This window comes from Motilimonas eburnea (genome assembly GCF_021295345.1).
Taxonomy (GTDB): Bacteria; Pseudomonadota; Gammaproteobacteria; order Enterobacterales; family CBDFNC01; genus Motilimonas; species Motilimonas eburnea.
The window spans coordinates 122,155-147,825 of record NZ_JAIMJB010000009.1 but is presented as its reverse complement, the minus strand read 5'-3'; the positions used below and the strand labels follow the sequence as shown (position 1 = coordinate 147,825).

Annotated in this window: 20 protein-coding genes; 7 read left to right on the top strand and 13 right to left on the bottom strand. The window is 47.2% G+C overall.

Annotation, left to right across the window (positions count from 1 at the left end; all coding sequences use genetic code 11):
• Positions 1-28: 28 nt before the first annotated feature.
• On the top strand, positions 29-511 hold the full coding sequence (locus K6Y21_RS11010; protein ID WP_233071899.1) for an acyl-CoA thioesterase: 483 nt from the start codon (positions 29-31) through the stop codon (positions 509-511).
• A 151-nt stretch (positions 512-662) separates the two neighbouring features.
• On the opposite strand, the gene K6Y21_RS11005 is transcribed toward K6Y21_RS11010, so the two are convergent.
• The 6 genes from K6Y21_RS11005 to K6Y21_RS10980 all read right to left on the bottom strand — a co-directional run bounded on the left by K6Y21_RS11005 (position 663) and on the right by K6Y21_RS10980 (position 12,923).
• Complete coding sequence (locus tag K6Y21_RS11005; RefSeq protein ID WP_233071898.1) at positions 663-1,142, bottom strand: DUF2947 domain-containing protein; 480 nt, start codon at positions 1,140-1,142, stop codon at positions 663-665.
• An 81-nt stretch (positions 1,143-1,223) separates the two neighbouring features.
• The gene (locus K6Y21_RS11000; RefSeq protein WP_233071897.1) at positions 1,224-1,892 is read right to left on the bottom strand and encodes a tRNA (adenine(22)-N(1))-methyltransferase; all 669 of its coding nucleotides are present in this window, start codon (positions 1,890-1,892) and stop codon (positions 1,224-1,226) included.
• A gap of 116 nt (positions 1,893-2,008) precedes the next feature.
• Positions 2,009-3,478 carry a glutamate synthase subunit beta gene (locus K6Y21_RS10995; protein WP_233071896.1) on the bottom strand — a complete coding sequence of 490 codons (1,470 nt, stop codon included), beginning with the start codon at positions 3,476-3,478 and terminating at the stop codon, positions 2,009-2,011.
• Positions 3,478-8,016, bottom strand: a complete 4,539-nt coding sequence (gltB, locus tag K6Y21_RS10990) for a glutamate synthase large subunit (protein ID WP_233071895.1) — start codon at positions 8,014-8,016, stop codon at positions 3,478-3,480. Before gltB ends, K6Y21_RS10995 begins: the two co-directional genes overlap by 1 nt.
• 489 nt (positions 8,017-8,505) lie before the next feature.
• Positions 8,506-12,390, bottom strand: coding sequence for an ATP-dependent RNA helicase HrpA (hrpA, locus tag K6Y21_RS10985; protein ID WP_233071894.1), 3,885 nt, complete (start codon positions 12,388-12,390; stop codon positions 8,506-8,508).
• A 116-nt stretch (positions 12,391-12,506) separates the two neighbouring features.
• Entirely contained in the window at positions 12,507-12,923 is a 417-nt protein-coding gene (locus K6Y21_RS10980; protein WP_233071893.1) for a CBS domain-containing protein, read from the bottom strand.
• Positions 12,924-13,084: 161 nt separating this feature from the next.
• Here K6Y21_RS10980 and sbcB point away from each other — a divergent pair, with 161 nt between their 5' ends.
• A complete protein-coding gene (gene sbcB / locus K6Y21_RS10975) occupies positions 13,085-14,512 on the top strand; it encodes an exodeoxyribonuclease I (RefSeq protein WP_233071892.1) in 1,428 nt (475 codons plus the stop codon).
• A 39-nt stretch (positions 14,513-14,551) separates the two neighbouring features.
• On the opposite strand, the gene K6Y21_RS10970 is transcribed toward sbcB, so the two are convergent.
• Positions 14,552-15,061 (bottom strand): hypothetical protein, encoded by a 510-nt coding sequence (locus tag K6Y21_RS10970; RefSeq protein ID WP_233071891.1) that lies wholly within the window; start codon positions 15,059-15,061, stop codon positions 14,552-14,554.
• 174 nt (positions 15,062-15,235) lie between these two features.
• On the opposite strand from K6Y21_RS10970, the gene K6Y21_RS10965 reads away from it, so the two are divergent.
• From K6Y21_RS10965 to purT, 5 genes are all read left to right on the top strand, one after another.
• Positions 15,236-15,820 (top strand): hypothetical protein, encoded by a 585-nt coding sequence (locus K6Y21_RS10965; protein ID WP_233071890.1) that lies wholly within the window; start codon positions 15,236-15,238, stop codon positions 15,818-15,820.
• A 94-nt stretch (positions 15,821-15,914) separates the two neighbouring features.
• On the top strand, positions 15,915-16,286 hold the full coding sequence (locus tag K6Y21_RS10960) for a CidA/LrgA family protein (protein WP_233071889.1): 372 nt from the start codon (positions 15,915-15,917) through the stop codon (positions 16,284-16,286).
• 1 nt (position 16,287) lies between these two features.
• On the top strand, positions 16,288-16,974 hold the full coding sequence (locus K6Y21_RS10955; protein ID WP_233071888.1) for an LrgB family protein: 687 nt from the start codon (positions 16,288-16,290) through the stop codon (positions 16,972-16,974).
• A gap of 20 nt (positions 16,975-16,994) precedes the next feature.
• A complete protein-coding gene (gene cdd / locus K6Y21_RS10950; RefSeq protein ID WP_233071887.1) occupies positions 16,995-17,900 on the top strand; it encodes a cytidine deaminase in 906 nt (301 codons plus the stop codon).
• 49 nt (positions 17,901-17,949) lie between these two features.
• A complete protein-coding gene (gene purT, locus K6Y21_RS10945; RefSeq protein WP_233071886.1) occupies positions 17,950-19,128 on the top strand; it encodes a formate-dependent phosphoribosylglycinamide formyltransferase in 1,179 nt (392 codons plus the stop codon).
• A 56-nt stretch (positions 19,129-19,184) separates the two neighbouring features.
• On the opposite strand, the gene K6Y21_RS10940 is transcribed toward purT, so the two are convergent.
• The 6 genes from K6Y21_RS10940 to K6Y21_RS10915 form a co-directional block, all read right to left on the bottom strand.
• Complete coding sequence (locus tag K6Y21_RS10940) at positions 19,185-20,486, bottom strand: glycosyl hydrolase family 18 protein (protein WP_233071885.1); 1,302 nt, start codon at positions 20,484-20,486, stop codon at positions 19,185-19,187.
• 125 nt (positions 20,487-20,611) lie between these two features.
• Positions 20,612-21,589, bottom strand: coding sequence for a 1-phosphofructokinase (pfkB, locus tag K6Y21_RS10935; protein WP_233071884.1), 978 nt, complete (start codon positions 21,587-21,589; stop codon positions 20,612-20,614).
• A gap of 86 nt (positions 21,590-21,675) precedes the next feature.
• Complete coding sequence (locus K6Y21_RS10930) at positions 21,676-22,806, bottom strand: immunoglobulin-like domain-containing protein (protein WP_233071883.1); 1,131 nt, start codon at positions 22,804-22,806, stop codon at positions 21,676-21,678.
• 141 nt (positions 22,807-22,947) lie between these two features.
• Positions 22,948-23,427, bottom strand: coding sequence for a hypothetical protein (locus K6Y21_RS10925; RefSeq protein ID WP_233071882.1), 480 nt, complete (start codon positions 23,425-23,427; stop codon positions 22,948-22,950).
• A complete protein-coding gene (locus tag K6Y21_RS10920; RefSeq protein ID WP_233071881.1) occupies positions 23,424-24,704 on the bottom strand; it encodes a DUF58 domain-containing protein in 1,281 nt (426 codons plus the stop codon). Before K6Y21_RS10920 ends, K6Y21_RS10925 begins: the two co-directional genes overlap by 4 nt.
• Positions 24,691-25,671 carry an AAA family ATPase gene (locus K6Y21_RS10915; protein ID WP_233071880.1) on the bottom strand — a complete coding sequence of 327 codons (981 nt, stop codon included), beginning with the start codon at positions 25,669-25,671 and terminating at the stop codon, positions 24,691-24,693. Before K6Y21_RS10915 ends, K6Y21_RS10920 begins: the two co-directional genes overlap by 14 nt.

The following is a 25,671-nucleotide window of genomic DNA, read 5'->3' as shown; positions in this document are numbered from 1 at the left end:
TATTCAACAAAAGCAGTAAGGGCAGTACATGGGTCAACAACAAAGAGAAGTGACATTACGATTTCTAGCCGAGCCGCAAGACGTAAACTTTGGTGGAAAGGTGCACGGCGGTGCGGTAATGAAGTGGATAGATTTAGCGGCTTACGCCTGCGCGGCAGGCTGGAGTGGTAAGTATTGTATCACCGCGTATGCCGGTGGTATTCGCTTTGTTTCACCTATTTTAGTGGGTAATTTGGTCGAGGTGGATGCCAAGGTGGTTTATACCGGCTCTTCGTCCATGCACATTGCCATTGAAGTCACGGCCTGTGACCCTAAAGACCTCAACCGCAAAATCACCACTTATTGCATTGTCATCATGGTGGCGGTGGATGAGGCTGGCAAACCTAGTCCAGTGCCGACTTGGGTGCCCGTGACCGAAGACGATAAACGTCAACATGCCACTGCGGTAAAACTGATTGAGATGCGCAAAATAATCAGTGAAGAAATGGATCTTTATATGAAACCTGAGTAGTTGAGTTATTGCCATATTGGGGAGAGGTAAGTTTGGCTAGTCGCCCTGCTTACCTCCTGCAGGGGAGAAATACCATTCCACTAGGCTGAACTCTGTGGAAGCTGCTGTTTTGTAGGCGCTGCAGTCATGCAGCGATTACTTTCGGTGTTACTTAAGATCCCGGTTTCACACCCAGCCTAAAGGTGCCGTTAGACATAAACTGCACCACTTGTTCGCGCTTTTTACCTAAGAGTATCGAGCCATCATCTAAAAACAAAAAGTTTTTCCAACAGCGTTTAAAGACCCCCCATGAGGTTTCGATAATGCTGTAACGATCACTGCAATAGAAGACGGTAGTGTTATCTTGCCAATTTAGGTGATCGGTTATCAATTCAGGCAATGCCGTTTCTTCACTGTCCCACACCGTTTCCCAATCGCCCTGCTCTTGCCAAGTTTGAATCGCAAAAGGCCAGTCGCCTTTTTTAAAAAAATCGGGATGGTCAACTTGTTTGCTGATACTCATGTTCCAAAAGTTGGCGGCACGAGTAGGTGCGAGGAGTTTGATTTGTGCCTTATCCTCATCGGTAATGGGTAGATCTTGGCGGTTAAAGATCCACGCTTTTTTGTGCTCACTTAGGGGTATATAACTCATGATATTCCAACTTTTCATTAACTTTTAAAAGCTTAGGTCTATTTCGCGGTTTAAAAACCGCTCCTACTCTGCTTGGATATGTTAATCTAAATACACTGCGTAAGCGCTAATGATACCTGCTGTATCCTGCCCACCCAAGCCTAAACGTTGATAATGTTTTATTTTTGTAGCTAGGTACTGCGACTCAATTGGACCGACCCTATGCCAAAGCTTTTTGCCAGTTGGGGTGATCTCATCTTGGCCATAGCAGCCAACGCGAAGGATTTCATAAAAGCGGCCGTTTTCTTTCACTAATTGCTCGTCGAACAATCTTAACCCTTGCTGCGCTAAAGCCGTGCGCATTTCATATTCATGATGCACTGGACAAAGGATAAATTCTAACTTGTGCTTGGCAAATTGCTGGTTCAGCGCGGTGACCATCTTCGCGGTGAGTTCGCCACCTACACCAGCGATAATGATGGTATGAGATAAACTAGTTTGCTCGGCTAACGGCAACTTAGCCACATCGATGCAGTGACTTTGCCAGCGACCTTGTAACGCAGTGATCTGGCTTAGTCGAGTGTTAAGCTGAGCGATAATATCCGCGATACAATCAACAAAGTTAACGACTGAGCCAGTTTGAATACAAGCATCTTGCTCAAGCAGATATTGCCCTAAGTAACCGTGATCGCAACAACAATCCCAAATAGGTTGGCCACTAAAGGTGACTTGTTTTGCAATGGCCTTAAGCCGTAAACCTAGCTTTGCCATCGTCTTTTGTCATCGGTATTGGTGTCATTAAATCACTAAAATTCGGTCTGCCAAAAACCAAAAAAGCCAGTCCCTTCGGACTGGCAAAATTGGAAATGGTGTTACTTATATCGTTATTAAGCAGAGAGCATCAATGAGTTATTGATACACTCTAAGTTGGTGTTACCCATTAGGTATGCGTCAATCGCACGGGCAGATTCACGACCTTCGTTGATACAACGTACCACTAAAGATTGACCTGTGCGCATATCACCCGCAGCGAACACGCCTGCTTGGTTAGTTTGGAAACCGTTAGTCGCTACGTTTCCGCGATCATCTAGTTCGATTTCTAACTGAGCTAGGACGCCAGTCGGCTCTGGGTGTAAGAAACCCATTGCCAAGAAAGCTTTAGTACAAGGAATTGAACGTACTGAACCTTCAATTTCTTTAAAGCCTGGGCGTTGACCCGGTTTCGCTTCTTCCCATTCGATGTCGGCAATCACTAACTCTTTTACGTTACCGTTTTCATCACCGATAAACTCTTTCGTTAGGATAGACCATTTACGATCCACACCTTCTTCGTGAGAAGTCGATGTTTTTAGGATCATAGGGTAAGAAGGCCAAGGCATGTTCTCGGTACGCTTCTCTGGTGGAATTGGCATGATCTCAACTTGCGTGATGCTAGCAGCACCATGACGGTTAGACGTACCTACACAGTCAGAGCCGGTGTCACCACCACCGATAACCACAACGTGATCATCTTTAGCGTGAATTTCTTCGGTCTTCAGATCCATGTTGTTGGCACGGCGGTTGTTTTGCGCTAGGAATTCCATCGCAAAGTGAACGCCTTTTAGTTCACGACCTGGAATAGGTAGATCGCGAGGTACGGTTGAACCACCGGTTAGGAGTACAACGTCAAAGTCTTTACGCAGTTGCTTAGCATCAACGTTCACACCGATATGGACGTTAACCTCAAATTTCACGCCAGCTTGTGCCATTAGGTCAATCTTACGATCAATGACTTTCATGCTTAGTTTGAAATCAGGGATACCAAAGCGCAGTAGACCGCCCACTTTTTCGTCACGTTCAAATACCGTTACGGTGTGGCCAGCGCTGTTTAACTGCTCAGCAGCCGCTAAACCTGCAGGGCCTGAGCCCACGATTGCCACGGTTTTACCCGTGCGCGCCGTTGGGATCTTCGGCTTGGCGTAACCTTTTGCGTACGCCGTTTCTACGATGTTTTTCTCAATGTTACAGATAGTGATGGGGTCTTGGTTGATACCCAATACACATGAACTTTCACATGGAGCCGGACAAACACGACCCGTAAACTCAGGGAAGTTGTTGGTAGAGCTTAGGATTTCCCAAGCTTCTTCCCAACTATCGCGGTAAACCGCGTCGTTAAATTCCGGAATAATGTTTCCGATTGGACAGCCGTTGTGACAGAAAGGCACACCACAGTCCATACAACGTGAAGCCTGTGTTTGGATTTTCGCGCCGAATTCAGCATCCTTGACAAACTCATCGTTATTTTTAATACGCTCTTGAACTGATACCTTGCCTGGTAGTTCACGACCATGTTCTAGAAATCCAGTTGGCTTACCCATTATACGGCCTCCGCTTCTTTCTGCTCTGCTTCCGCTTTTCTTCTTAGTAGTACGGCTTTGTAATCTCTTGGCATGACTTTAACCATCTTCTTCAGACTTGTTTCAAAGTCGTTCAAGAAGCGCTCAGCCACTTGTGAGCCGGTTAGCTTGTGCTGCTTAGTGATCATGTCTTTGAGTAGTGCTACGTCTTCTGGCTCAAGTGGATCTAAGTCAACTAGCTCATCGTTTAGCTTAGACTTAAAGTCGCCGTTTACGTCATAAACGTAAGCCACACCGCCACTCATACCTGCAGCAAAGTTACGACCTGTGCTGCCGAGGATAATCGCAACACCACCTGTCATGTATTCACAACCGTGGTCACCGATACCTTCAACAACCACTTTGGCACCTGAGTTACGTACACAGAAACGCTCACCAGCCATACCGCGAATGAAAGATTCACCCGACGTTGCACCGTAGAAACATACGTTACCAACCACGATGTTGTCTTCAGCAACAATGCTCGATTTCGCATCTGGGTATAGCACTAGCGTACCGCCAGATAAGCCTTTACCCCAGTAATCGTTCGCGTCACCTTCTACTTCAAATGTCACGCCTTTCGCTAGGAAGGCACCCAAACTTTGGCCTGCGCTACCTTTGAATTTAACGTGCATTGGCTGTGGTAGGCCTTTGTCTTTGTACACTTTCGAAATTTCATTCGACAACATGGTACCCGCCGAACGGTCGGTATTGATGATGTCAAACTCAGCGTTAACGGCTTTGCCTTCAAGTAATGCAGGTTGCGCAGCTTCAATCAGCTTACGGTCAAGTACTGCGTCTAGGCCGTGGTCTTGGTCACGTTGCTTGAACATACCGTCTTCGTCACGCGGCAGTGCTTTGTGCAAGATCACGCTTAGGTCTAGGTTCTTGTATTTCCAGTGCTTGATGTCTTCACGTACCTTAAGGATATGTGATTGACCCACCATCTCATTGATGGAGCGGAAACCAAGTTCAGCCATGATTTCACGTAGACCTTGAACCATGTATTGGAAGAAAGTCACTACGTCTTCTACACGGCCGTCAAAACGGTCACGTAGGGTTTTGTTTTGGGTTGCGATACCCACAGGACAGGTGTTCAAGTGACACTTACGCATCATGATACAGCCTTCAACAACCAGCGCAGCCGTGGCAACACCCCATTCCTCTGCACCTAATAAGGTAGCAATGGCTAAGTCGCGTGGCGTCTTCATCTGACCGTCAGCTTGAACAACGATACGGTTACGTAGGCCGTTCTTCAGTAGCGTTTGGTGCGTTTCAGCTAGACCGAGTTCCCACGGTAAACCTGTGTGGCGAATCGACGAAATTGGCGATGCACCTGTACCACCGTCGTAGCCTGCAATCAGGACGACGTCCGCTTTCGCTTTAGCAACACCCGATGCGATCGTACCTACGCCCGCTTCTGATACTAGCTTAACGTTAACGCGGCCTTTACGGTTGGCGTTTTTCAAATCGTAAATTAGCTGGGCTAAATCTTCGATTGAGTAAATATCGTGGTGTGGTGGTGGTGAAATTAGACCCACACCTGGTGTTGAGTGACGTGTTGCACCGATCCAGTCGTCAACCTTGTGACCGGGTAACTGACCACCTTCACCTGGTTTCGCACCTTGTGCCATCTTGATCTGGATTTCATCACAGTTAGTCAAGTAGTACGAAGTTACACCGAAACGACCCGAAGCAACCTGTTTGATTGCAGAGCGTTCCCAGTCGCCGTTGGCTTTAGGCTCAAAACGCGTAGGGTCTTCACCACCCTCACCTGAGTTAGATTTCGCGCCAATGCGGTTCATCGCGATAGCTAGCGTAGAGTGCGCTTCGTATGAAATAGAACCAAATGACATCGCACCTGTTGCAAAGCGCGTCAAGATTGACTCAGCCGACTCAACTTCATCGATTGAAATTGGCGTGATTTGGTCTTGGTCAAACACAAATTGGCTACGTAAGGTAACGGCGTTGTCACCTTGTGCGTTCACTGCATCAGCATATTGTTGGAACATGCCGTAATCGCGGTTACGGGTAGACTGTTGCAGTAGCGAAATGGTTTCTGGGCTAAATAAGTGCTTCTCACCACGTTGTTTCCACTGGTAAACACCGCCTACATCAAGGGTTTTTACTGGGATTTCACGTAATGGGTAAGCAAAACGATGACGCACTAGCGTTTCGCTCGCGATATCGTCGATAGAGAGACCTTCGATACGCGTTACAGTGCCAGTGAAGTACTTATCAACAACGGCTTTACTCACACCTAGGGCTTCAAAAATTTGCGCGCCGTGGTATGACTGAACCGTAGAGATACCCATCTTAGAGAAGATCTTCAATAGACCTTTATCGACCGCTTTGCGGAAGTTCTCAAACAATTTGTCAGCTGATACGCTCGCATCTAGCTTGTTACGCTTTTGTAGCTCAACAACCGTTTCTAGTACTAGGTATGGGTTGATCGCGTTTGCACCGTAACCGATTAGGGTTGCAAAGTGGTGCGTTTCACGTGCATCACCGGTTTCTACCACGATATCCGCTTTAGCACGTAGGCCGTTACGGATCAGGTGATGGTGTACCGCACCTGTGATCAACATAGCTGGAATAGCCGCATGATCTGAGTTGGCGTTACGGTCAGATAAGATGATCACAGAGTAACCTTCTTCAACCGCATCTTGGGCGTAGCGACATACCTTGTTGATCGCTTTTTCTAGCATGCCTGGCTCACCGTTGGCGGTGAATAGGATGTCTAGGGTTTTCGCTTGTAAATGCTTGTGGTCAACACTACGGATTTTTTCTAGCTGCGCGTTAGAAATAACCGGTGACTCAAGTTCAATCTTATGACAGTGCTCAGGTGTTTCAGCCAATAGGTTTTGGTCTTTACCTAAGTAAGTCTTAAGTGACATAACCATGCGCTCACGAATCGGATCGATTGGCGGGTTGGTTACTTGAGCAAACAGCTGCTTAAAGTAGTGTGATAAATGCTGTGACTGGTGCGACAGTACCGCTAACGGCCAGTCAGCACCCATTGCACCTAGTGGCTCACCTGCGGTACCAGCCATAGCAACAATGATTTCATTCAATTCTTCTGATGTCACACCAAACGCTTGCTGTTTATTAAGCAGTACGTTAGCCGCTGGCTGCTCGTAGCTATTTGATGTTGCAGGCAATGAGTCTAATGTGATCAGGTTATCTTTGATCCATTGCTCGTATGGTTTCGCGTTTGCGATACCATCTTTTACTTCGTCGTCAGAAATAATACGGCCTTGTTCTAGGTCCGCAACAAAGATACGACCTGGCTGTAGACGGCCACGGTATTCTACGTTTTCTGGTGCAATTTCAACTACACCTGATTCAGACGCCATCACTAGGAAGTCGTCTTTCGTTACTGTGTAACGTGATGGACGTAGACCGTTACGGTCAAGGGTTGCACCTACTTGCACACCGTCGGTGAAACAAACAGACGCTGGGCCATCCCATGGTTCCATGATGTTAGCGTGGTACTGATAGAACGCACGACGCGCAGGATCCATGTTTTTGTTTTCTTGCCACGCTTCAGGGATCATCATCATTAATGCGTGTGGCAGTGAACGACCAGATAGAACAATCAGCTCTAGGGCCATATCGAAGTTAGCCGAGTCAGACATACCGTCTTGACAAATAGGCAGTAACATATCGATTTCAGCTTGAGTGAATAGGTCAGACTCAAGGATAGCTTCACGCGCCTTCATCCAGTTGATGTTACCGCGTACCGTGTTGATCTCACCGTTGTGAGCGATGTAACGGAACGGTTGTGCTAGACGCCATCTTGGGAAGGTGTTGGTTGAGAAGCGTGAGTGTACTAATGCTAACGCCGTCACCATGCTTGGGTTTTGCAGGTCTAGGAAGTACTGAGGTACTTGCTCTGTGGTTAGCTGGCCTTTGTATACAGTTGTCTTATAAGAGAACGAGTTGATATAGAAGTTGTCTTCAATACCAGAAACAGATTCTAGACAAATACGAACAGTGTAGTTACGTAATACGTAAAGTTTACGCTCTAGTACGGCAGGATCGCAATCCGCGCCACCCGTAACGAAAACATGTTCGAAATGGGGCTCTGTGCTAAGCGGATCGGCACCCAACATTGAGTTGTCGGTTGGCAATTTGCGGTAGCCAATCACTTTTAAACCTAAGCGCTCAACGTTGCGCTCAAGAATTTCACGACACTGTGCACGTTGGTTTTCATCTTGTGGGAACAAGATAACACCCACACCATATTGATCAAACGCAGGCAGTGTAATGCCTTCTTTTAGCGCTTGCTCAACTAAAAATTCATGCGGCTTTTGCAGTAAGATACCTGCGCCGTCACCACTACAAGGATCACAACCTTGTCCACCCCTGTGCTCCATGCGAGCTAACATGTCTAGGGCTTGAGTTACAATCTCATGAGATTTACGGTTTTTAAGATGAGCTACAAATCCGATACCACATGCATCATGTTCCATTTCTGGCACATATAGACCCTGTGCGCTCTGTTCTCTATTTGTCATAGACACGTCCTTCCAATTAAACAGGCAAAAGCCGACCGAGGCGTTAATTTGCCCAAGCTTTTATTATTTGAAATTTATACACCTACTTACAGCTATCGGACTGATTGTCCGGATTTCGGTGCGAATTCCTAAATTTGCTAATCAGCAGAAAAACGCTTTCCCTGAAGCAAATCAATCTCCACAGCCACTCGATTATGTTGAACCCAGTGCTGCAGTTTAATAAGGATGGGATTTACATCACTTTCTTATATGTTGTTATTATTTTGAAAAAAGCTCATCTGGTGGGCTTTTTTCGCAGCTATCCTACCGTTTTAGCCGTCTAAAAGCCACTCAAAGTTAGCGTTTAGCCGTAAAAAAACCAGTGTATTTTACATATACGCTCACTAAATGTGAATTAATATTCACACCAATAAAAATAAAATTTACATATCAGTAACTTACTAGCTATAGACTAAAGTCTAATGCAGCAAGCCAGCCGCACAATTTTTCCTAGCGTAAACTGGCGTTCACCTCATTAATTAAATTTTTCACCCTTTTTACCGACACAGGCACCGCGGTTCCCAATTGTTGCGCAAATAAGGAAACCCTGAGCTCTTCAAGTAACCACCGGAGTTCAACCACTTGCTCAGGCTGCCCTTGGCCCTTGGGTAATTTCTTAATGATGGCCTGGTATTCACTGAGTAAGGTTTCCATTTCAAGGGTGTGTTGACGGTCACGAATAGGATCAACGGGCAGTTTTTCCAAGCGACGCGCTAACGCTTTTAAATAGCGTTCAACATCGGGTAACTTGCTATAACCTATATCTGAAACAAAGCCTTTGTAGACCAAGCCTTGTAATTGCGATTTGATATCACCATGGGCCATGATCATATCCAGCCCCACTTTGCCTTTTAACTTTTTGTTAACCCCGTTGGCACAGGTTAAGATGCGCTCAACAATCGTGGCTATCGCCAGTGTTTGTTCATCTAAGTTGGCGCGTACATGGTCCCTCGCTTGCTCAAACCCATGCTGGTTTGTCGGCATAGCATGTTGGCTCAACAGCACATCGACCGCAGCGGCGATACAATCGTCAATCAAATCTTTAACCTGACCAAACGGAGTAAAATACATCGCCAGTTTGGCTTTATTGGGCAAGGATTTTTGCAAATACTTAATCGGTGAAGGCACATTCAACAACATGAGTCGGCGCATGCCTACACGATTAGCTTGCTCAGCACGCGCTGGGCTGTCAAATAACTCAATCGCCACGCTAGCACGCTTGTCCACCAGCGCAGGAAACGCTTTTACCTCATAGCCGCCGTGATCTTTAACAAATTCTTGTTGTAGCTCGCCAAAATCCCACTCTACAATATCGGTTTTTTCTATGCCTTTATCGGCTACCGTAGAAAGTGCCTGTTGCACCTCACCTTGTAACTGCTGTTGTAACTCACTCAGCGCTTTACCTTGGGCTAGCACCTTGCCATTTTTATTGAGCACCTTAAATTTGATGCGTAAATGCTCCGGCAAGGTTTGCAAGTCCCATTGGTCATGCTCAACCCGCACGCCCGTCATGCGCAATAATTGCTTAGCTAAGCTATCAAGTAAATTGCCATCTTCAGGCGACATATTAGCCAGCGCGGCACTGGCATAATTAGGCGCAGGCACAAAGTTACGACGCAATGCCTTGGGCAAGGATTTAATTAAGCTCACCACTAATTCTTCACGCAGTGCGGGGATCAACCAATCAAAGCCCTTGTCTTCGAGTTGGTTGATGATGGCCAGCGGCACATTAACCGTAATACCGTCATCAGGTGCCCCCGGCTCAAAGTGATAATCCAGCTTGAGCTTAAAGCTGCCTTGATGCCAATGGTCGGGGTATGCATTGCCAGTCACATGCTCGGCGTCGTGCGCCATCATCTGCTCACGCTCGAAATTTAAATACTCAGGCAAACGTTTACTTTGCTTACGCCACCAAGTATTAAAATGCGTGCCTGAGACGATGTCGGAGGGCAGCTTTTGATCGTAAAAATCAAACAAAACTTGGTCATCAACCAAAATATCGCGGCGGCGGGATTTGTGCTCAAGCTCTTCGATATCTTGGCGCAAGGCTTGGTTTTGTTTAAAGAACGCAAACTTGGTGTCAAACTCCCCTTCCACCAAGGCGCTGCGAATAAACAGTTCTCGACAGACCTTAGGATCGATATCGGAATAGAGCACCTTGCGATTCACCACCACAGGAATGCCATACAAGCTTTGCTTTTCCAACGCCATCACCGCATTGCTTTTTTTCGACCAATGAGGCTCGCTATAACTGCGCTTAATTAAATGTTGAGCCAATAGCTCTAACCACTCGGGCTTAATACGCGCACCAATGCGGCCAAACAGTTTAGAGGTTTCAACTAATTCTGCCACCATCAACCATTTCGGCTGCTTTTTATATAAACCTGAGCCGGGGAACAGGTAAAACTTACTGTTACGCGCCCCCATGTATTCTTGATCTTTGTCCTTAAAGCCTACGTGAGACAGCATGCCAGAGACTAAGGAGCAATGAATAGCATCATAATCGGCTGGCGTTGAATTGATGCTGATACTAAGCTCTTTGATCACTTGTCTGATCTGTGTGTAGATATCCTGCCATTCACGCACGCGCATGTAGGCTAAGTATTCTTTTTTACACATCTTAGAAAACTGGCTGCCCGAGAGCGCTTTTTGCTGCTCTTTAATGTATTGCCAAAGATTTAAGAAGGTTAAGAAGTCGGAATCTTTGTCCTGAAAGCGGCGATGCATTTCATCGGATGCCTGCTGTTTATCAAGGGGGCGCTCACGCGGATCTTGAATGCTCAGCGCCGCCGAGATCACCATCACTTCATTAACACAGCTAAAATCCTGCGCCGCTAAAATCATCCTTGCTAATCTTGGGTCAACGGGTAATTTGGCCAGTTGTACACCGATCTTAGTTAAGCGCTTTCGGGGATCGCGCACGGTTAAATCTACCGCGCCGAGCTCTTCCAGTAACTTCATGCCGTCATTAATATTGCGAGCATCGGGCGCTTGTAAAAATGGGAATTTTTGAATTTCGCCAAAGCCCAGGGCCAGCATTTGTAAGATAACCGACGCTAAGTTGGTGCGCAGAATTTCAGGGTCGGTAAATTCGCTGCGCCCGTTATAATCGTCCTCACCGTATAAGCGAATACAAATACCTTCGCTGACACGACCACAACGACCGCTACGTTGATTAGCACTGGCTTGCGAAATGGCTTCAATTGGCAAACGTTGCACCTTAGTGCGATAACTGTATCGGCTGATACGCGCCGTGCCCGGGTCTATCACGTACTTAATACCCGGCACCGTTAATGAGGTTTCCGCCACGTTGGTCGACAAAATAATTCGCCTGCCACGGTGCGGCGCAAAAATTCGGTTTTGCTCTGCGGCGCTTAATCGCGCAAATAATGGCAAAATTTCGGTATGGCGAAAATCGCGCTTTTGCAATGCATCGGCGGTGTCGCGAATTTCACGTTCACCGTTTAAGAAGACTAAGATATCGCCGTTACTTTCTCGGCCAAGCTCTTCAACCGCGCTGATAATGCCGTCGATTTGATCGCTACTGCCACTTTCCTCTAGCGGTCGATAACGGATTTCTACCGGGAAGGTTCGGCCCGATACTTCAATAATCGGCGCATCGTTAAAGTGCTGAGCAAAGCGCTCGGGGTCAATGGTGGCCGAGGTAATGATCACCTTTAAATCGCGACGTTTTGGCAATAAGCGCTTTAAATACCCCAAGATAAAATCGATATTAAGACTGCGTTCGTGGGCTTCATCGATAATGATGGTGTCATACTGATTTAAAAAGCGGTCCGACTGGATTTCTGCCAGTAAGATACCGTCGGTCATTAACTTGATGTAAGACTCATCACTAAGCTGGTCGGTAAAACGCACCCGATAGCCCACGGTTTGGCCCAGCTCACTGTCTAACTCTTCGGCAATCCGCGAGGCCACGCTGCGGGCCGCTAATCGCCTTGGCTGGGTATGACCAATTAAGCCATCAACGCCGCGACCTAACTCTAAACATATCTTAGGAATTTGCGTGGTTTTACCAGAGCCCGTTTCACCGGCAATGATCACCACTTGGTTATCGCGAATGGCATTGGCAATGTCTTCACGCTTTTGGGTAACAGGTAGGCTTTCGGGATAATTGACCTTAGGTAAATGGTTCGCCCGCCATTGGCGAATGGCGATGGACTTTTCTACATCTTGAGTAATTTTATCAAGTATTTTTGCAGCGCCACTGGCAGCCGATTTCTTAACAGCCCCCTCTATTCGGCGTTGGAAACGAAACTGATCCTTTTTAAGACAAAGTGGAATGCGTTGCTTAAGTGCGATAACTGCGTCTGACAAAACCTAACCCTCTTACAATGTAGGGCGCCGATGCTATCAGATATCAGCATGTTGATAAATAAAAAGGGCCAACACGGCCCTTAGCTAGAATGAGTTGCTATGATGTCCAATGTGGGTCAAGCGGTTTTTACATAGCAAGACGACAAATGCATATCGATGGCCTTTAATATATCACTACGTGAAATGACACCAACGAGGCGCTCATCTTCAACCACTGGATAGGCTTTAGGCTTGGCGCCTAACATTTGCTGGCCTACATCTAATACGCTGGCATTAATGGTGAGGGATAAGACGTCCGTTCGCATCATGTCTTCGACTAGAGCGGCACTTTCGCAGTGATAACTTGACTCGATCATTTTTTGCAAACAATCTTGTTCTGAAATCCAGCCGATGACTTTTTTATGCTCATCAAGGACTGGCCCGCCTATTTGCTTCGCTCGTAATAGCTTCTCCACTGCGTGGGCAACGGTTTCGTCACGATGAAAAGTAACAGGGCGTTTATTGACGTATCTTGCAATCGTTATTTCTTCCATAAGGGCGCTCCCTTCTACTGCTTCTCATTTAAGGGTAGCTGCAATTCCACATAGTGGAAGCCTCAGTGGGTATTTTTCATCACAAATATTGAGTCAGGTTATGACTGGCGCAAATCATCAGGTATCATGGCCGTTAAACCTTAAATTTTTGATGGACTGGCATGTTACAACCCACCCCTTCACTGCTTTGGCATGACTATGAATCATTTGGCTTAAGTCCGGCAACGGATCGGCCTTCTCAATTTGCAGCGATCCGCACCGATTTAGACCTCAATGAGATTGCCGATCCCATCGAAATATTTTGTCAACCCCCCAGTGATTATTTACCTAGCCCCGTCGCCTGTCTGATCACCGGGATCACGCCGCAGCGCGCCATGGCAAAAGGGGTCAATGAAGCCACTTTCATTAAACAAATCCATACTCAAATGATGCAGCCCAACACTTGCGTAGTGGGTTACAACAACTTGAGATTTGATGATGAGGTAACGCGGTTTTGTTTATACCGCAATTTTTACGATCCCTACGAACGTGAGTGGAAGAATGGTAATTCACGTTGGGACATTTTAGATATGGTAAGAGCCTGCTACGCCCTTCGCCCCGATGGCATTAATTGGGTCATTGATGAAGACACTGGCGTGCCCTCTTTTCGCCTTGAGCTGCTGACCCAAGCCAACGACATCAGCCACGCCCATGCCCATGATGCGGTTTCTGATGTACGCGCAACCATTGCCATGGCCAAGCTTATCAAACAGGCACAACCTAAACTTTATGATTACTTGTTTAAACTGCGCGATAAAAAACAAGTTGCCGACATCATCAATCAGGCCATTGTCAAGCAAGTCCCGCTAGTGCATGTCTCTGGTATGTTCCCAGCCCTACAAGGATGTGCGTCATATATTGCCGTTGTTGATTGGCATCCAACCAACAAAAACGCCGTGATTGCATTGGATTTGACCCAAGATCTTAGCCAACTATTAAGTTTGAGCGCCGCGCAAATTGCTGACTACCTCTACACCAAGCAGACAGAATTACCTGAGGGCATTCTTCGCCCGCCACTCAAGCTGATTCATACCAACAAATGTCCGGTGGTGGCCACCGCTAAAACCTTAACAGAGCAACGCGCCGATGAACTTGGCATTAACCGCCAACAATGTCGGCAATCCCTCAACCTATTACTGGAGCACCCAGAATTAAAACAAAAATTGGTTGATGTTTATCGTCTAGAGCGCCAATTTGAACCACAAGATGATCCTGAGACTCAACTTTACAGCGGTGGTTTTTTTAGCCCGAATGACAAATCCTTATTCACCATTATTCGTGAAACAGAGCCCAGTCGCCTTGGCGCCATGGACTTAAATTTCGAGGATCAACGCCTGCCAGAGATGTTATTTCGTTATCGGGCTAGAAACTTCCCGCAAACATTAGACGAAGGGGAGTTAGTTCGCTGGCAACATCATTGCAAAGCCTATTTTGACGAGCATGGCAGCCGGTTTATTACTGAGCTTGAAGCCCTCTACATGGAGCATCAAAACAATGAAACTAAGTGTAAGATCCTAAAAGCGCTGCACCAGTTTGTCGCCGAGCGTTAGCAGCACTTATACCAGCTAAGCCACATAGGCTATAAAGGGCTATTCCCAGTAGGTGCGTTCGATGCGCACAATACTGGGATGGAGTAAAAGTTCATTAAAATGGGCCCGATAATTATCAACGCCGGTGTTGCCGATGACCAACACTTGTGATCCTTGGCCGTTTGAATCAACTTCACAACCTATCCTCCCTCGACTGGCCTTCATCACCTGAAGCTGCGGATAAAGAGCCTTAACCTCATTAATTAATGCTTCTTGATTTGCGAGGCAAAATTCAAAATCCAACGTCACCCCGTTCGCCAAACCTTGGTTATCTATGTCAGCTAGATCAAAGTTGGCCTTGGTCTCTGTCGAGGCTACAGCTTGCGTCACCTCTTGCTGACACCCTGATAATAGCGCCACACAAAGCGCCAAAAACACGGACTGGCACAGACCTTGTATGCGCTCTTTTGTAGCGTGCGCTTGAACAGGGAGCGCTTGAATATGCCGACCATCAATACGGTTAAACAAGCGGGGGAGCTTACCCGCAATCGAAAATATACCTAACAACATAACAGATACCTTTAACAAAGATGCAAATAGGGTGATCGAGCGAAAAAAACTCATTGTTCTCAAGTTTTAATCATAAATCCTGGGAATAGCCGATCCTGCTCAAATTATCGCCTTAAGTCGATTTTCTTAGACGACTTAATTTGTATACTGAGGAAATGGTATAAGGAGTCGACCATGTGTAAAGTCAGTTCATCATTTAAGTTTCGCCCTTTATGGATGCGTGCAAGTTTGCGAACAAGTGTCCTATCAGTGCTACTAACAACACTGTTCACCGCCAATGGGGTTAATGCGAAAACTAATGAAACAGATGTCGACAATCCTTTCGTGACGACCAGCACTTATCTGACTAACCTACCGCGTGAAACCTACACTAAACTGAAAAGTACGTTCGCCAAAATTTACCAACAAACAACATTTGATACCGACTTAGCGCACTCAACGTTTAGCCACAGCAGTTATTATGACACCTTAGCACTGCCTCTGGTTTCATCCAAAGATAAGACCGTTAACCTCGAAGTCTTTGGCCAACTGTATGACGAAAACAGCATCGCCTATAGTCAAATGGTAGATACGCTCACCCTACATGAATTTCACCAAAACAACAGCTTGATCAATCAAGATAAAGACGATATTGCGGTTGGATTCGGTCTCAATTTTGCTCTTGAAGAAAATGTCAAACTACGCACCCTATACAGTACGGGGCACATTCCTGGCCATGGCACAAGCCAATTTAGCCTAGGCATCGAGATGAAGTATTAGACGATTGCCAATTTAGCTCAGCAAGCAAGATGAAGTATCAGGTCTAACTACTCGAAAACGCCTTTATTATCAATTACAATGGCCAACTGATCCATTGATTACCTGCGTTTCTACCTTTATGTTGCTATTGCTGCGTGCTGCACTCATCATTTGGCTTTACCTACTCGGTGGCAAAGCCGTTGCTGCAGCCCTTCCGTTTGATTTCCCAGCCAGTATATTGGGCCTAGTCGCGCTGTTTGTCAGCTTCAATATTGGCATCATAAAAGTTGAGTGGGTAAAACCAGTGGCCGATCCCATGCTGACTTATATGGCGCTGCTGTTTATTCCCATTGGCGTAGGGCTGATTAATTATCTCGACATGGTTCAAACCCACTGGGCCAGCTTGTTAGCCTGTATTGTCATTGGCACATTCTCGGTGATGACGCTTGTGGGTCATCTGTTTCAACGGCTGTTAAAGGTAAACTAAAATGTTTTGGCTTGCTCTGCCCCTGACGATATTGGTGTACTTTGGCTTTAAGAAACTCTACAGCAGACTGGCATGGCCCTGTTTGAATCCTGTGTTGTTATCGATGCTAAGCCTGATTGGGCTGCATCTCGTCTTTGAACTCCCCTATGAGCCTTATGCCGAAGGCGCCTATCCCTTAACCTGGCTACTTGAGCCTGCCGTGGTGGCATTAGCAGTACCTTTGTATTTACAAGCATCACAGATCCGAAAACAATTAGGGCCTATTTTATTGGCCTGCAGTGTTGGCGTAACCCTGTCTTTATTGATCGTTATTCCCCTTGCTTGGGCCATGGGGGGCGATGCAGCCTTGATGGCGTCACTCGCCCCGCAATCGGTCACCACCCCAGTGGCCATGAGCATTACTGACAGTATTGGCGGGATCCCCGCGCTTACCGCTGCGGTGGTGATCCTGGTCGGGATCCTGGGTGCTGCATTTGGTTTACCTTGGCTGCGCTTAGTCGGAGTAACAGACCCCCAAGCCCAAGGTTTAGCCATGGGCTGTGCTGCCCATGCATTAGGGACAGCGCGAGCCATTGAACAAAGCGAACGCCACGGGGCTTATTCATCCTTAGCATTAATATTGTCTGCATTGTTAATGGCTTTGATAGCGCCGATCATTTTTTCACTTTATATGCTATTTTTGACATAACTTGTTGAATGGGAGTGATGATGAACAACGACGTATTTAACCAAGCCGTCAAACACTTGGCTGAGCCAATCCAAGCTCAGATGCATCAAGCATTTGCCCAGCACCCCTTTAGTGGCCAAATTCCAGCGTCGATCATGGCACAACTTCTGCCAGCACAACTGCCCAGTTTATTGCCTTTTGCGGCTTGTTTTGCGGTCACGCCAGTATCGGATTTTAACGTCGGCGCATTAGTGGTTGGCAACAGTGGTGCAGGTTATATAGGCGCTAATTTAGAGTTTGCTGGGCAGGCTTTAGGACAAAGTGTCCATGCCGAACAAGCGGCCATCAATAACGCATGGCTTGCGCAAGAAACCGGCATTAAGCAATTATTTGTTAACGCCAGCCCTTGTGGCCATTGTCGTCAGTTTATTCGTGAAGTCGCCGGACAAGAAGCGCTCACGGTACAAGTATTATCGCAACCCGATCGCCCCTTTGCCGAGCTTTTACCCGATAGTTTTGGACCACAGGATTTAGGTAACCAACAGGCATTATTTCAGCAGCCAACCCAGTGCTTTGTGGCCGTTGACGAACCAAATGGCGAGCCAGTCGGTGAACCAATTGGTTCACCAGCACAATATCAGGCAATCATAGCCGAGGCCAATCTAAGTTATGCGCCCTATACGGGCTATTACCACAGCTTGGGGCTGCAAACCCATGATGAACAATGGTTTATTGGCCGCTATAGTGAAAATGCAGCCTACAATCCGAGTTTACCCGCACTACAGTCGGCTTTATCGCAACTGCGTTTTGCCGGATATGGCCTCGGTGACGTCAAAACAGCCGTACTCGCCCATCGGGTAGGCCAAAAAATAGACATGACAAACCAATACAAAACACTGCTTACGCAGCTTAATCAACTAGAACTGACCGTTATCAAACTAAATTAAACTTACTTTAAGTAAGCTATTAAAAATTTAACATTAAGGGATATTCAATATGATAGGAACCGCAAACTGTACCAATGCCACTCGCGCATTACTGCTTGGCTCGGGAGAGTTAGGTAAAGAAGTGGCCATTGAACTACAACGCTTTGGCGTCGAAGTCATTGCCCTTGACCGCTATGAAAACGCACCAGCCATGCAAGTTGCTCATCGTTCTTATACGGTAGACATGCTTGATGGCGACAGCATAGAGCAAATCATCCAACAAGAAAAACCCGATTACATTATCCCTGAAATTGAAGCCATTGCGACATCCAAACTGCTTGAGCTTGAAGAGCAAGGCTATAACGTAGTCCCTACTGCCCGCGCGACGGCCTTAACCATGGATCGTGAAGGAATCCGTCGCCTTGCTGCAGAAGAGCTTGGTATTCCCACCTCTCCTTACCAATTTGTCGACAATAAAGAAGACTTCGATCGCGCCGTTGCTGAAATCGGCCTACCTTGTGTAGTCAAGCCTGTGATGAGCAGCTCAGGCAAAGGCCAAAGCGTGATCCGTGAAAAATTTGACATTGACATGGCTTGGACCTACGCCCAAGAAGGCGGTCGCGCCGGTAAAGGTAAGGTCATTGTCGAAGGCTTTGTTAAGTTTGAATATGAGATCACACTTCTGACCATTCGCGCCGTGGACGGCATTCATTTTTGTGCACCAATAGGCCACCGCCAAGAAGATGGCGACTACCGTGAATCATGGCAACCACAAAAAATGGAAGACGACGTACTCGAGAAAGCCCATGCCATGGCAGCAAAAGTGGTTGAGAATTTAGGTGGTTACGGCTTATTTGGTGTTGAGCTCTTCATCAAAGGTGATGACGTTTACTTTAGCGAAGTGTCACCTCGCCCACACGACACTGGCATGGTTACGTTGATTTCGCAGGACCTATCTGAATTTGCGCTGCATGTTCGCGCCATTCTTGGCCTGCCTATCTGTAAAATCAGACAATTTGGCCCATCGGCGTCCAGTGTTATCTTGGGTGAAGGTTATTCCAACAATATTCAGTACGATCAAGTCGGTGAAGCCCTAGCGCGGATCCCTGGCTCGCAAATACGTTTATTCGGTAAGCCAGAAATCGCAGGTTCGCGTCGTTTAGGGGTTGCCCTGTGTCGTGGTCAAGATACAGAAATCGCCGTCGCAATGGCCAAATCTGTTTCAGATCATGTGAAAGTCGTCCTTTAATCCTCAGGCGAAAACAAGATAAAGGAGGCTATCCATGCCTCCTTTTTGATGCGCAGCTAAGTCAGCTCAGCGTGTTGCTCTCCTCTGTGCTGTTCCACGTCTTGACTGCCAACCAAGCCAAGCACCTTGGCGGTGTGCAAAAACACATCACTGGTTTGACTAAACCACTTTTCCTTGGGCTCGGAATAATCAGGCACATAATTTGAGTCATCACTACAAGGGCTCGAATAACTCCAAAAGCTGGCACCGTCTTGAGGGCGGCCAAATTGAGCAATATAGCCGTAAAGGTAAGCTAACCGCTTGGGCGTGTAGGCAAATTGTGGCCAAGCCTCTTTGCCGACATGGCAACCATGGCCAATAGCAAAACCCGTTGCTTCATCACTCAAGCCCGCTAAATAGTCAGACACACAGCGGTGTGCTTCATAACAAAGGATCCGCGCCAATACATTAGCGGTGCCCATGTTGTAAGCTTGATAAATCACTAAATCCAACATGTTACCGATACAGGGATAACGGTCTTGACTCGCCTTATCAGGGTTTTCACTCAACAATACGTCGACCATTTTACCCGTTGATGGAAAATCATAGGCACTGGCCACGGTGCCAACATGGCATAGGCCCGGCTGTCGATAGGTTGATGTTTGGCCCAATTCACCGATGGCACACTCTTGTTCACGCTCTGGCCCATCGATAAGGCCCGTAAGCTGGCTGATTATATCGCTGCAAAGCTCAGCCACTTGACCGAGCTGACTGGCATCAAAGCGCGTCAACGCGGGTTCAGTGATGCCCATCTTCGAGTAGGCGTCTTCACCACCGAGCAGGCCAACAGCGGTCGGAGCACAGCTCAATAAATAGGATTTACTCGTGCGCTGCGTTTGCTTATCCAAAGCAAGACGAAACCCGATAATGATCTCTTGATAGCGCTTGATTTGCGCTGGGGTTGCCGTCATTAATCCGGCTGGCTCGTAATCAATATCGATACCATCTAAGCCTAGTTCAGCCACCAACAAGGCAATATTATCAAATTCACTATCATCAAATTCCCCCCCAATCTCGCCGCCAACAGAGACCAGTACTTGTTGGCCATGGGTTAACGCCAAACATGCCTTGAGTTGCTTTAACGTCGCACCACCGCTGCCAGAGCCGCTATCGTCTTGCAGTTGTTGGCTTTCCCCTTCAAAAAAGACATCGCTCACCTTGGCATCCAGATCACCATCAAAGCTAAGCTGAGGTGATACAAAGGATAAAATAATATGGCTAATATAACTGGGGACATTAGCCAACTTGCTATGGGCCGGTTTATGCCAATTCAATTGGCGTTGCCACATGGGAAAATAGGTAATTTGAATGGCCATCATACTCAACTTGTTAAAATAAATGGCGCCCATCATACAAAGCAGACGTCATTGAGCTCAAGTTGACAGATCACAGTAACAACACAGGCAGGTTGTTACCTCACTCGGCTTTGATCTGACGCGTTATTTTACAGGCTTTGTAGTACCACTTGATGACTTAACTCCTGCAATGCCTGCGCATCTTTGCGCAGCTCCAGCCCAACATTCACTTGGCTTACCGCAAGTGCTGAAAGCGCAGTAGCAAAAAGAAGGCTGGCTTGTTTTGACCACTGATTAAGCTCACCCCAACACAAGCCTGCCACTAGACTGTCGCCCGCTCCCACAGTGCTCATTACCTTCATCTTAGGCGGGATAGCCAATAAAGCCCCTTGCGCATTTAGCCAAACAGCTCCCTGTGCGCCAAGGGAAACAACCACATTGGCACAACCTTGTTGATAAAGGGTGGTAGCAGCGTCGAGCACCTGCTCAAGCTCAGATATGGGTTGTCCAGTCAGTTCACTGAGCTCCTGCTGATTGGGTTTAACCAGAAAAGGGGCAGCGTGTACGCCGGCTTTTAGGGCGGCCTTACTGCTATCAAACACCACTCGCGCGCCTAATGCTTGTATATCACGAATCAGTTCGCTGCAGCGCTGCGCGCTAACCCCAGTAGGTAAGCTTCCGGCTATGATAAACAAGGGCTTGCACTTTGCCAGCCCCAGCAAGGTTTCCCGTAAATGTGCAAACGCGGCCTCATCAACACTAAAGCTGGGGAAATTCACCTCGGTGACAGCATTTTCTTGTTGCGCTAGGGCTAATTTAACATTGATCCTCGTTGCCCCCGACACACGCACAAAATGATCGGCAAGGTCAAAACGGGAAAACAGCGCGGTAAAGTCAGCCTCATTCATCGAGCCTAAAAAGCCACTCACGGCCACCTTCGCCCCAAGTTGAGATAACAGCTTAGCGACATTAATCCCCTTACCCGCCGCATGCATACTGGCGGTGTTAACCCGATTTAGCTCACCGACACACAAATTTGGCAGGAGCCCCGTTAAATCAAGGGCCGGGTTTAAGGTAACACACACTATTTGATAGTCTGTGTTCTTCATAGATCGACTCACGTTCATTATCCCTTCCTTGAGTGGCAACTCGGTTTAAACAGGCGTATTTACCCCTTTCATCGCCGAATGTAAAGCTTAGGCTTAGCTTGCGCTCAGTGCTCACTGCGCTGGTGAGATAAAAACCAATCGAAAATACTCTGATCGTACACATCATACTCAGGCAAGCCCTCACCAAGAAATTCAAGGCTGTAGATTTCGTCGTCAATTAAATGGCCACCGCGACTAAACACGGTTAACTTAGGTTCAACACCAAGATCTGGACATTGGCGCAAGGTCTCAACGGCATTGATCACGTGTGACGCAGGGATGCTGGTATCATTTTCCGCTGTAAACGCCCAAATAGGAACTTGTTTTACCGGACAGATATCGTGCCAATACCCCATCACTATGGGCGCTGCACCGGCCAGTTTATCACCGTATTTTTGTGCGTAATCCCAAGTCATAAAACCGCCATTACTTAGCCCTGTCATATAGACCCTCGATGCATCAACGGGATAGTTTCGCATGGCCCATTCTACAAAACTATTGAGTCGCGCGGTCACATGATCACCGAGTTCACTTTGGCAACGCTGGGGCGCCAGCACGATGAAGGGCAAGGTATTGTCCCATTGCAGCGACTTGAACATTTTCACTACATTGGTCTCGTTCATTGCCTGTAAGTTATTCCCTGCATCAAAGGTCTTTGAATGCATCCAGCCATGATTGCTAATCAGCAGTGGATATTGCTTATTCGGGTCTTGACCAAAATCCACGGGTAGCTGCTCGTAAAATTCCCAAATCGCATCCATTTCACTAAAGAGCCTCGGACTGTAGCGACTAACTTGCTCTCCATCTACCACGCGAACTATCCTGTATTCAGCTAAGGATGGGGTGCCGTCACTGTCTTTCACTTGATAGCGTAAGAAATAGTCTCCCACGCGGCTCATATCAATTTTATCGCTGCCTAACATCAGCACTTGCCCTGAAATATCGCCATCTTCGGGGTCCATCGCAATCACCCCAGGCTCAACATACTGGTCACCCACATTCAGCACCGTCACTTTGTCCCCCAGCAATCGAATTTCAGGTTGGCCAGGCTGAGGCTGATAATTTGGCAGGTCGACATCACAACTGATAACAGTTGGGCCCGTTGGTTGCTCTGCCGAGCCGCCACTGCCGCCGCCACACCCCAACAACACCAAACTAACAACACCCAGCAGAGCATTTCGCCCAAAATGATTCATATCCACCCCTAGTTTGTGACCATACTTGACTTTCTTTGGAACATTTCGCTGCTTAGTCAATACTGCATCAACAAACCATAAAAAACAGATAGATAGCTCACAGCAGAAAACAAAACGCCGGTGGAATCTATATAGACCCTATTAATTTATCCTTTTACCTTCTTCAGAGCGTATCCGTGCTCGCTTCGTCGTGATTGATAATCCAGCCATAAACAAACCTAACGTCAGCACAAGCAAAACCATCGCCCATCCAATGGGTAATGAAAACTTGATATGGTAGAGACCGATGATAAAGACAAGCGTGGCTAGGCTTAACATTGATAGACGCTTGGCTTTAGTGACCATTGACGCCATGGTATCTTGTGAAATACGCTGCTGATTAAGCTGCCAGCCAACCATAGCAATAGCAAATAAGCTCATCACAGGGTAAAAATCGTCACTGGTCATCGCAATCACCCCCAGCGCTAACGCCGTGGCATAAAAGATCACCGCCGAGACATTTTTATCCATGTGGTAAAACGGAAACAGCACCAAGATAACCATGGCCATGATACCGTTGGGGTAATACAGCCCCACTAGGCCAAGTACAGGTAATAATTGTAAGATCAAAGCCAAGATCATCCTCTTCTCCTTTGTAAGCGCAATGCCGGCACTAAGGCCTGATGATAGAACTGACTTAACTCTTGCTCCATGGGCCAAGTGATCAGGGTGATCCCATGTTGCTTAAATAGCTGCTTAAACTCTTGTAGCAAGCTCTCTCGGTGCAGATGATACAAGTCCTTAACCTGCTGTTGATGCTCACCTGCGACGAGCCCAGAAGGATCGGGCACTATCACCGTCAAGTAATAGCCAGCCCGTTTCAATCCTTGCAGTAAATGTAAATCGCCGTGCTGCAACTGACTAATCATCACGAGATTGGCCTTGTTGGGAAAAAACAGCCCCGGTTTATTCTCTAATGCCCACAAGTTAAGCCCGCCAGCTTTAGAAGGTTCAACCTTAGTTAAGGCTTGCTCAATTTTACGCAATTGTCTGCGCCCACACTGAGGATATACGTAGTCTAGTTGCTGTCCCAACGTCAGCAACCCCAGTCGATGCCCGCTGCGCAATAGGCTTTTTGCCATACTTAAGCCTAAGGTTAAGGTCAAATCTAACCCACTAGCCAAGACTGAGCTGCTCGCATTTGACCCCATAGCACCTAACTGGCGCGCATCTAAAATCAAGCCAACATTCATATTGCTGTCTTGTTCAAATTCATTAGCCAGAAGCAAACTTTCATGCTTTGCGCTGGCTCGCCAGTTAATGGCCTTGCTGGGCATATGATCTTGATATTGGCCTAAGCCAAAGAAAGCCTCGCCTGTGCCCGCTTTACCCGCCGCAACCACGCCATTAAAACCAAAGGTTTTACGTGAATTGAGCGGGATGTTTCCCATCCCTTGCGCAGCGGGAACTTGAGCAATGCTAGCAGGTTGTAACACATTTTCACGTTGGTAAACTTGGCCAATATAATCCGCAGCTGACACTTCTATCTGATTAAAGTCAAACTGGCCACGACTGAGAGGGATTTCATGGCGATAAACCAAGGGCTCGCCCTGCTTTAATGGTGCAACCAACTCAACATCTGCCGCCTTCGCCTTTAAACTGGCGGGCATCTTTTCCTTTAGGTAAAGATGACTGATGTTGCCATGCTCACTGCTAATGTGATAATCCAACACAATGTAATGGTTATTTTTCGTCACCTCACGTCGCAGCTTAAGCTTCAAAGCAGGCTGAGTCATCGTTGCCACAAGCAAAAAGCTGAGGGGGAACAAACTCATTGCCACTAAGGTTGCATTTGTAAGTAACAAACCAAGAAGCAAAAACATAATGAAAGTCAGCTGCAGTGATTTAGTCTGCGCCATGACCTGACTCCATCGGCACCGCTATGGTCGTTAATATTTGTGCGATGATTTTCTCGCCCGCTTGATCTTGCCCCCACAACTCAGGCGATAGACTCAACCTGTGTGCCAAACAAGGCACGGCAACGGCTTTAATATCGTCGGGCAACACGTAATCTCGTCCTTGCATCGCAGCCCAAGCCCGGCTGATGGCTAATAAGGCTAGGCTGGCTCGTGGGCTCGCCCCGACCACCACATTATTCATGCTACGGGTCGCACGCACTATTTGTACGATATATGATTGCAGCGCCTCACTCACCGTCACTTGTTCAATGGCTTGTTGCATCGCCACTAACTGGGCTTGATCCGTGATCACCTTTAATTGCGGCTGCGCTGATTGACGTGATTGTCTTGCCTGCAAAATGGCAATCTCTTGCTGCTCTGTTGGATAGCCCACCGATAATTTAAGCAAAAACCGATCGAGCTGAGCTTCAGGTAAGGGAAACGTGGATTCGTATTCAATGGGGTTTTGCGTTGCCATCACAAAAAACGGTTGCGGCAAGGGTAAGGTTTCCCCGTCTAAGGTGACTTGCTTTTCTTCCATCGCTTCAAGTAATGCCGATTGTGCCTTCGGGGATGCACGGTTGATTTCATCTGCCAACAACACCGAGGTAAATAGAGGGCCTTTTTTCAACTGAAACTGATTTGACTGACGATCAAATATAAACCCGCCCAGGATATCGCCAGGCAATAAATCTGGGGTAAATTGAATGCGCTTAAAATCAAGGCCAAGTACCCGAGCAAAGCTTTTCGCAATTTGTGTTTTCGCCACGCCAGGGTTGTCTTCCAGTAATACATGGCCTTGGGCCAGCAATGCCGCTAACACTTGCTCTAACACAGGTCGCTTACCTATGATGGCTTGTTCCACTTCGGCTAACACCGCGGCGCATATTGACGGGATCTGGGCTGCGTTCAATGGGGTTGAATTCAT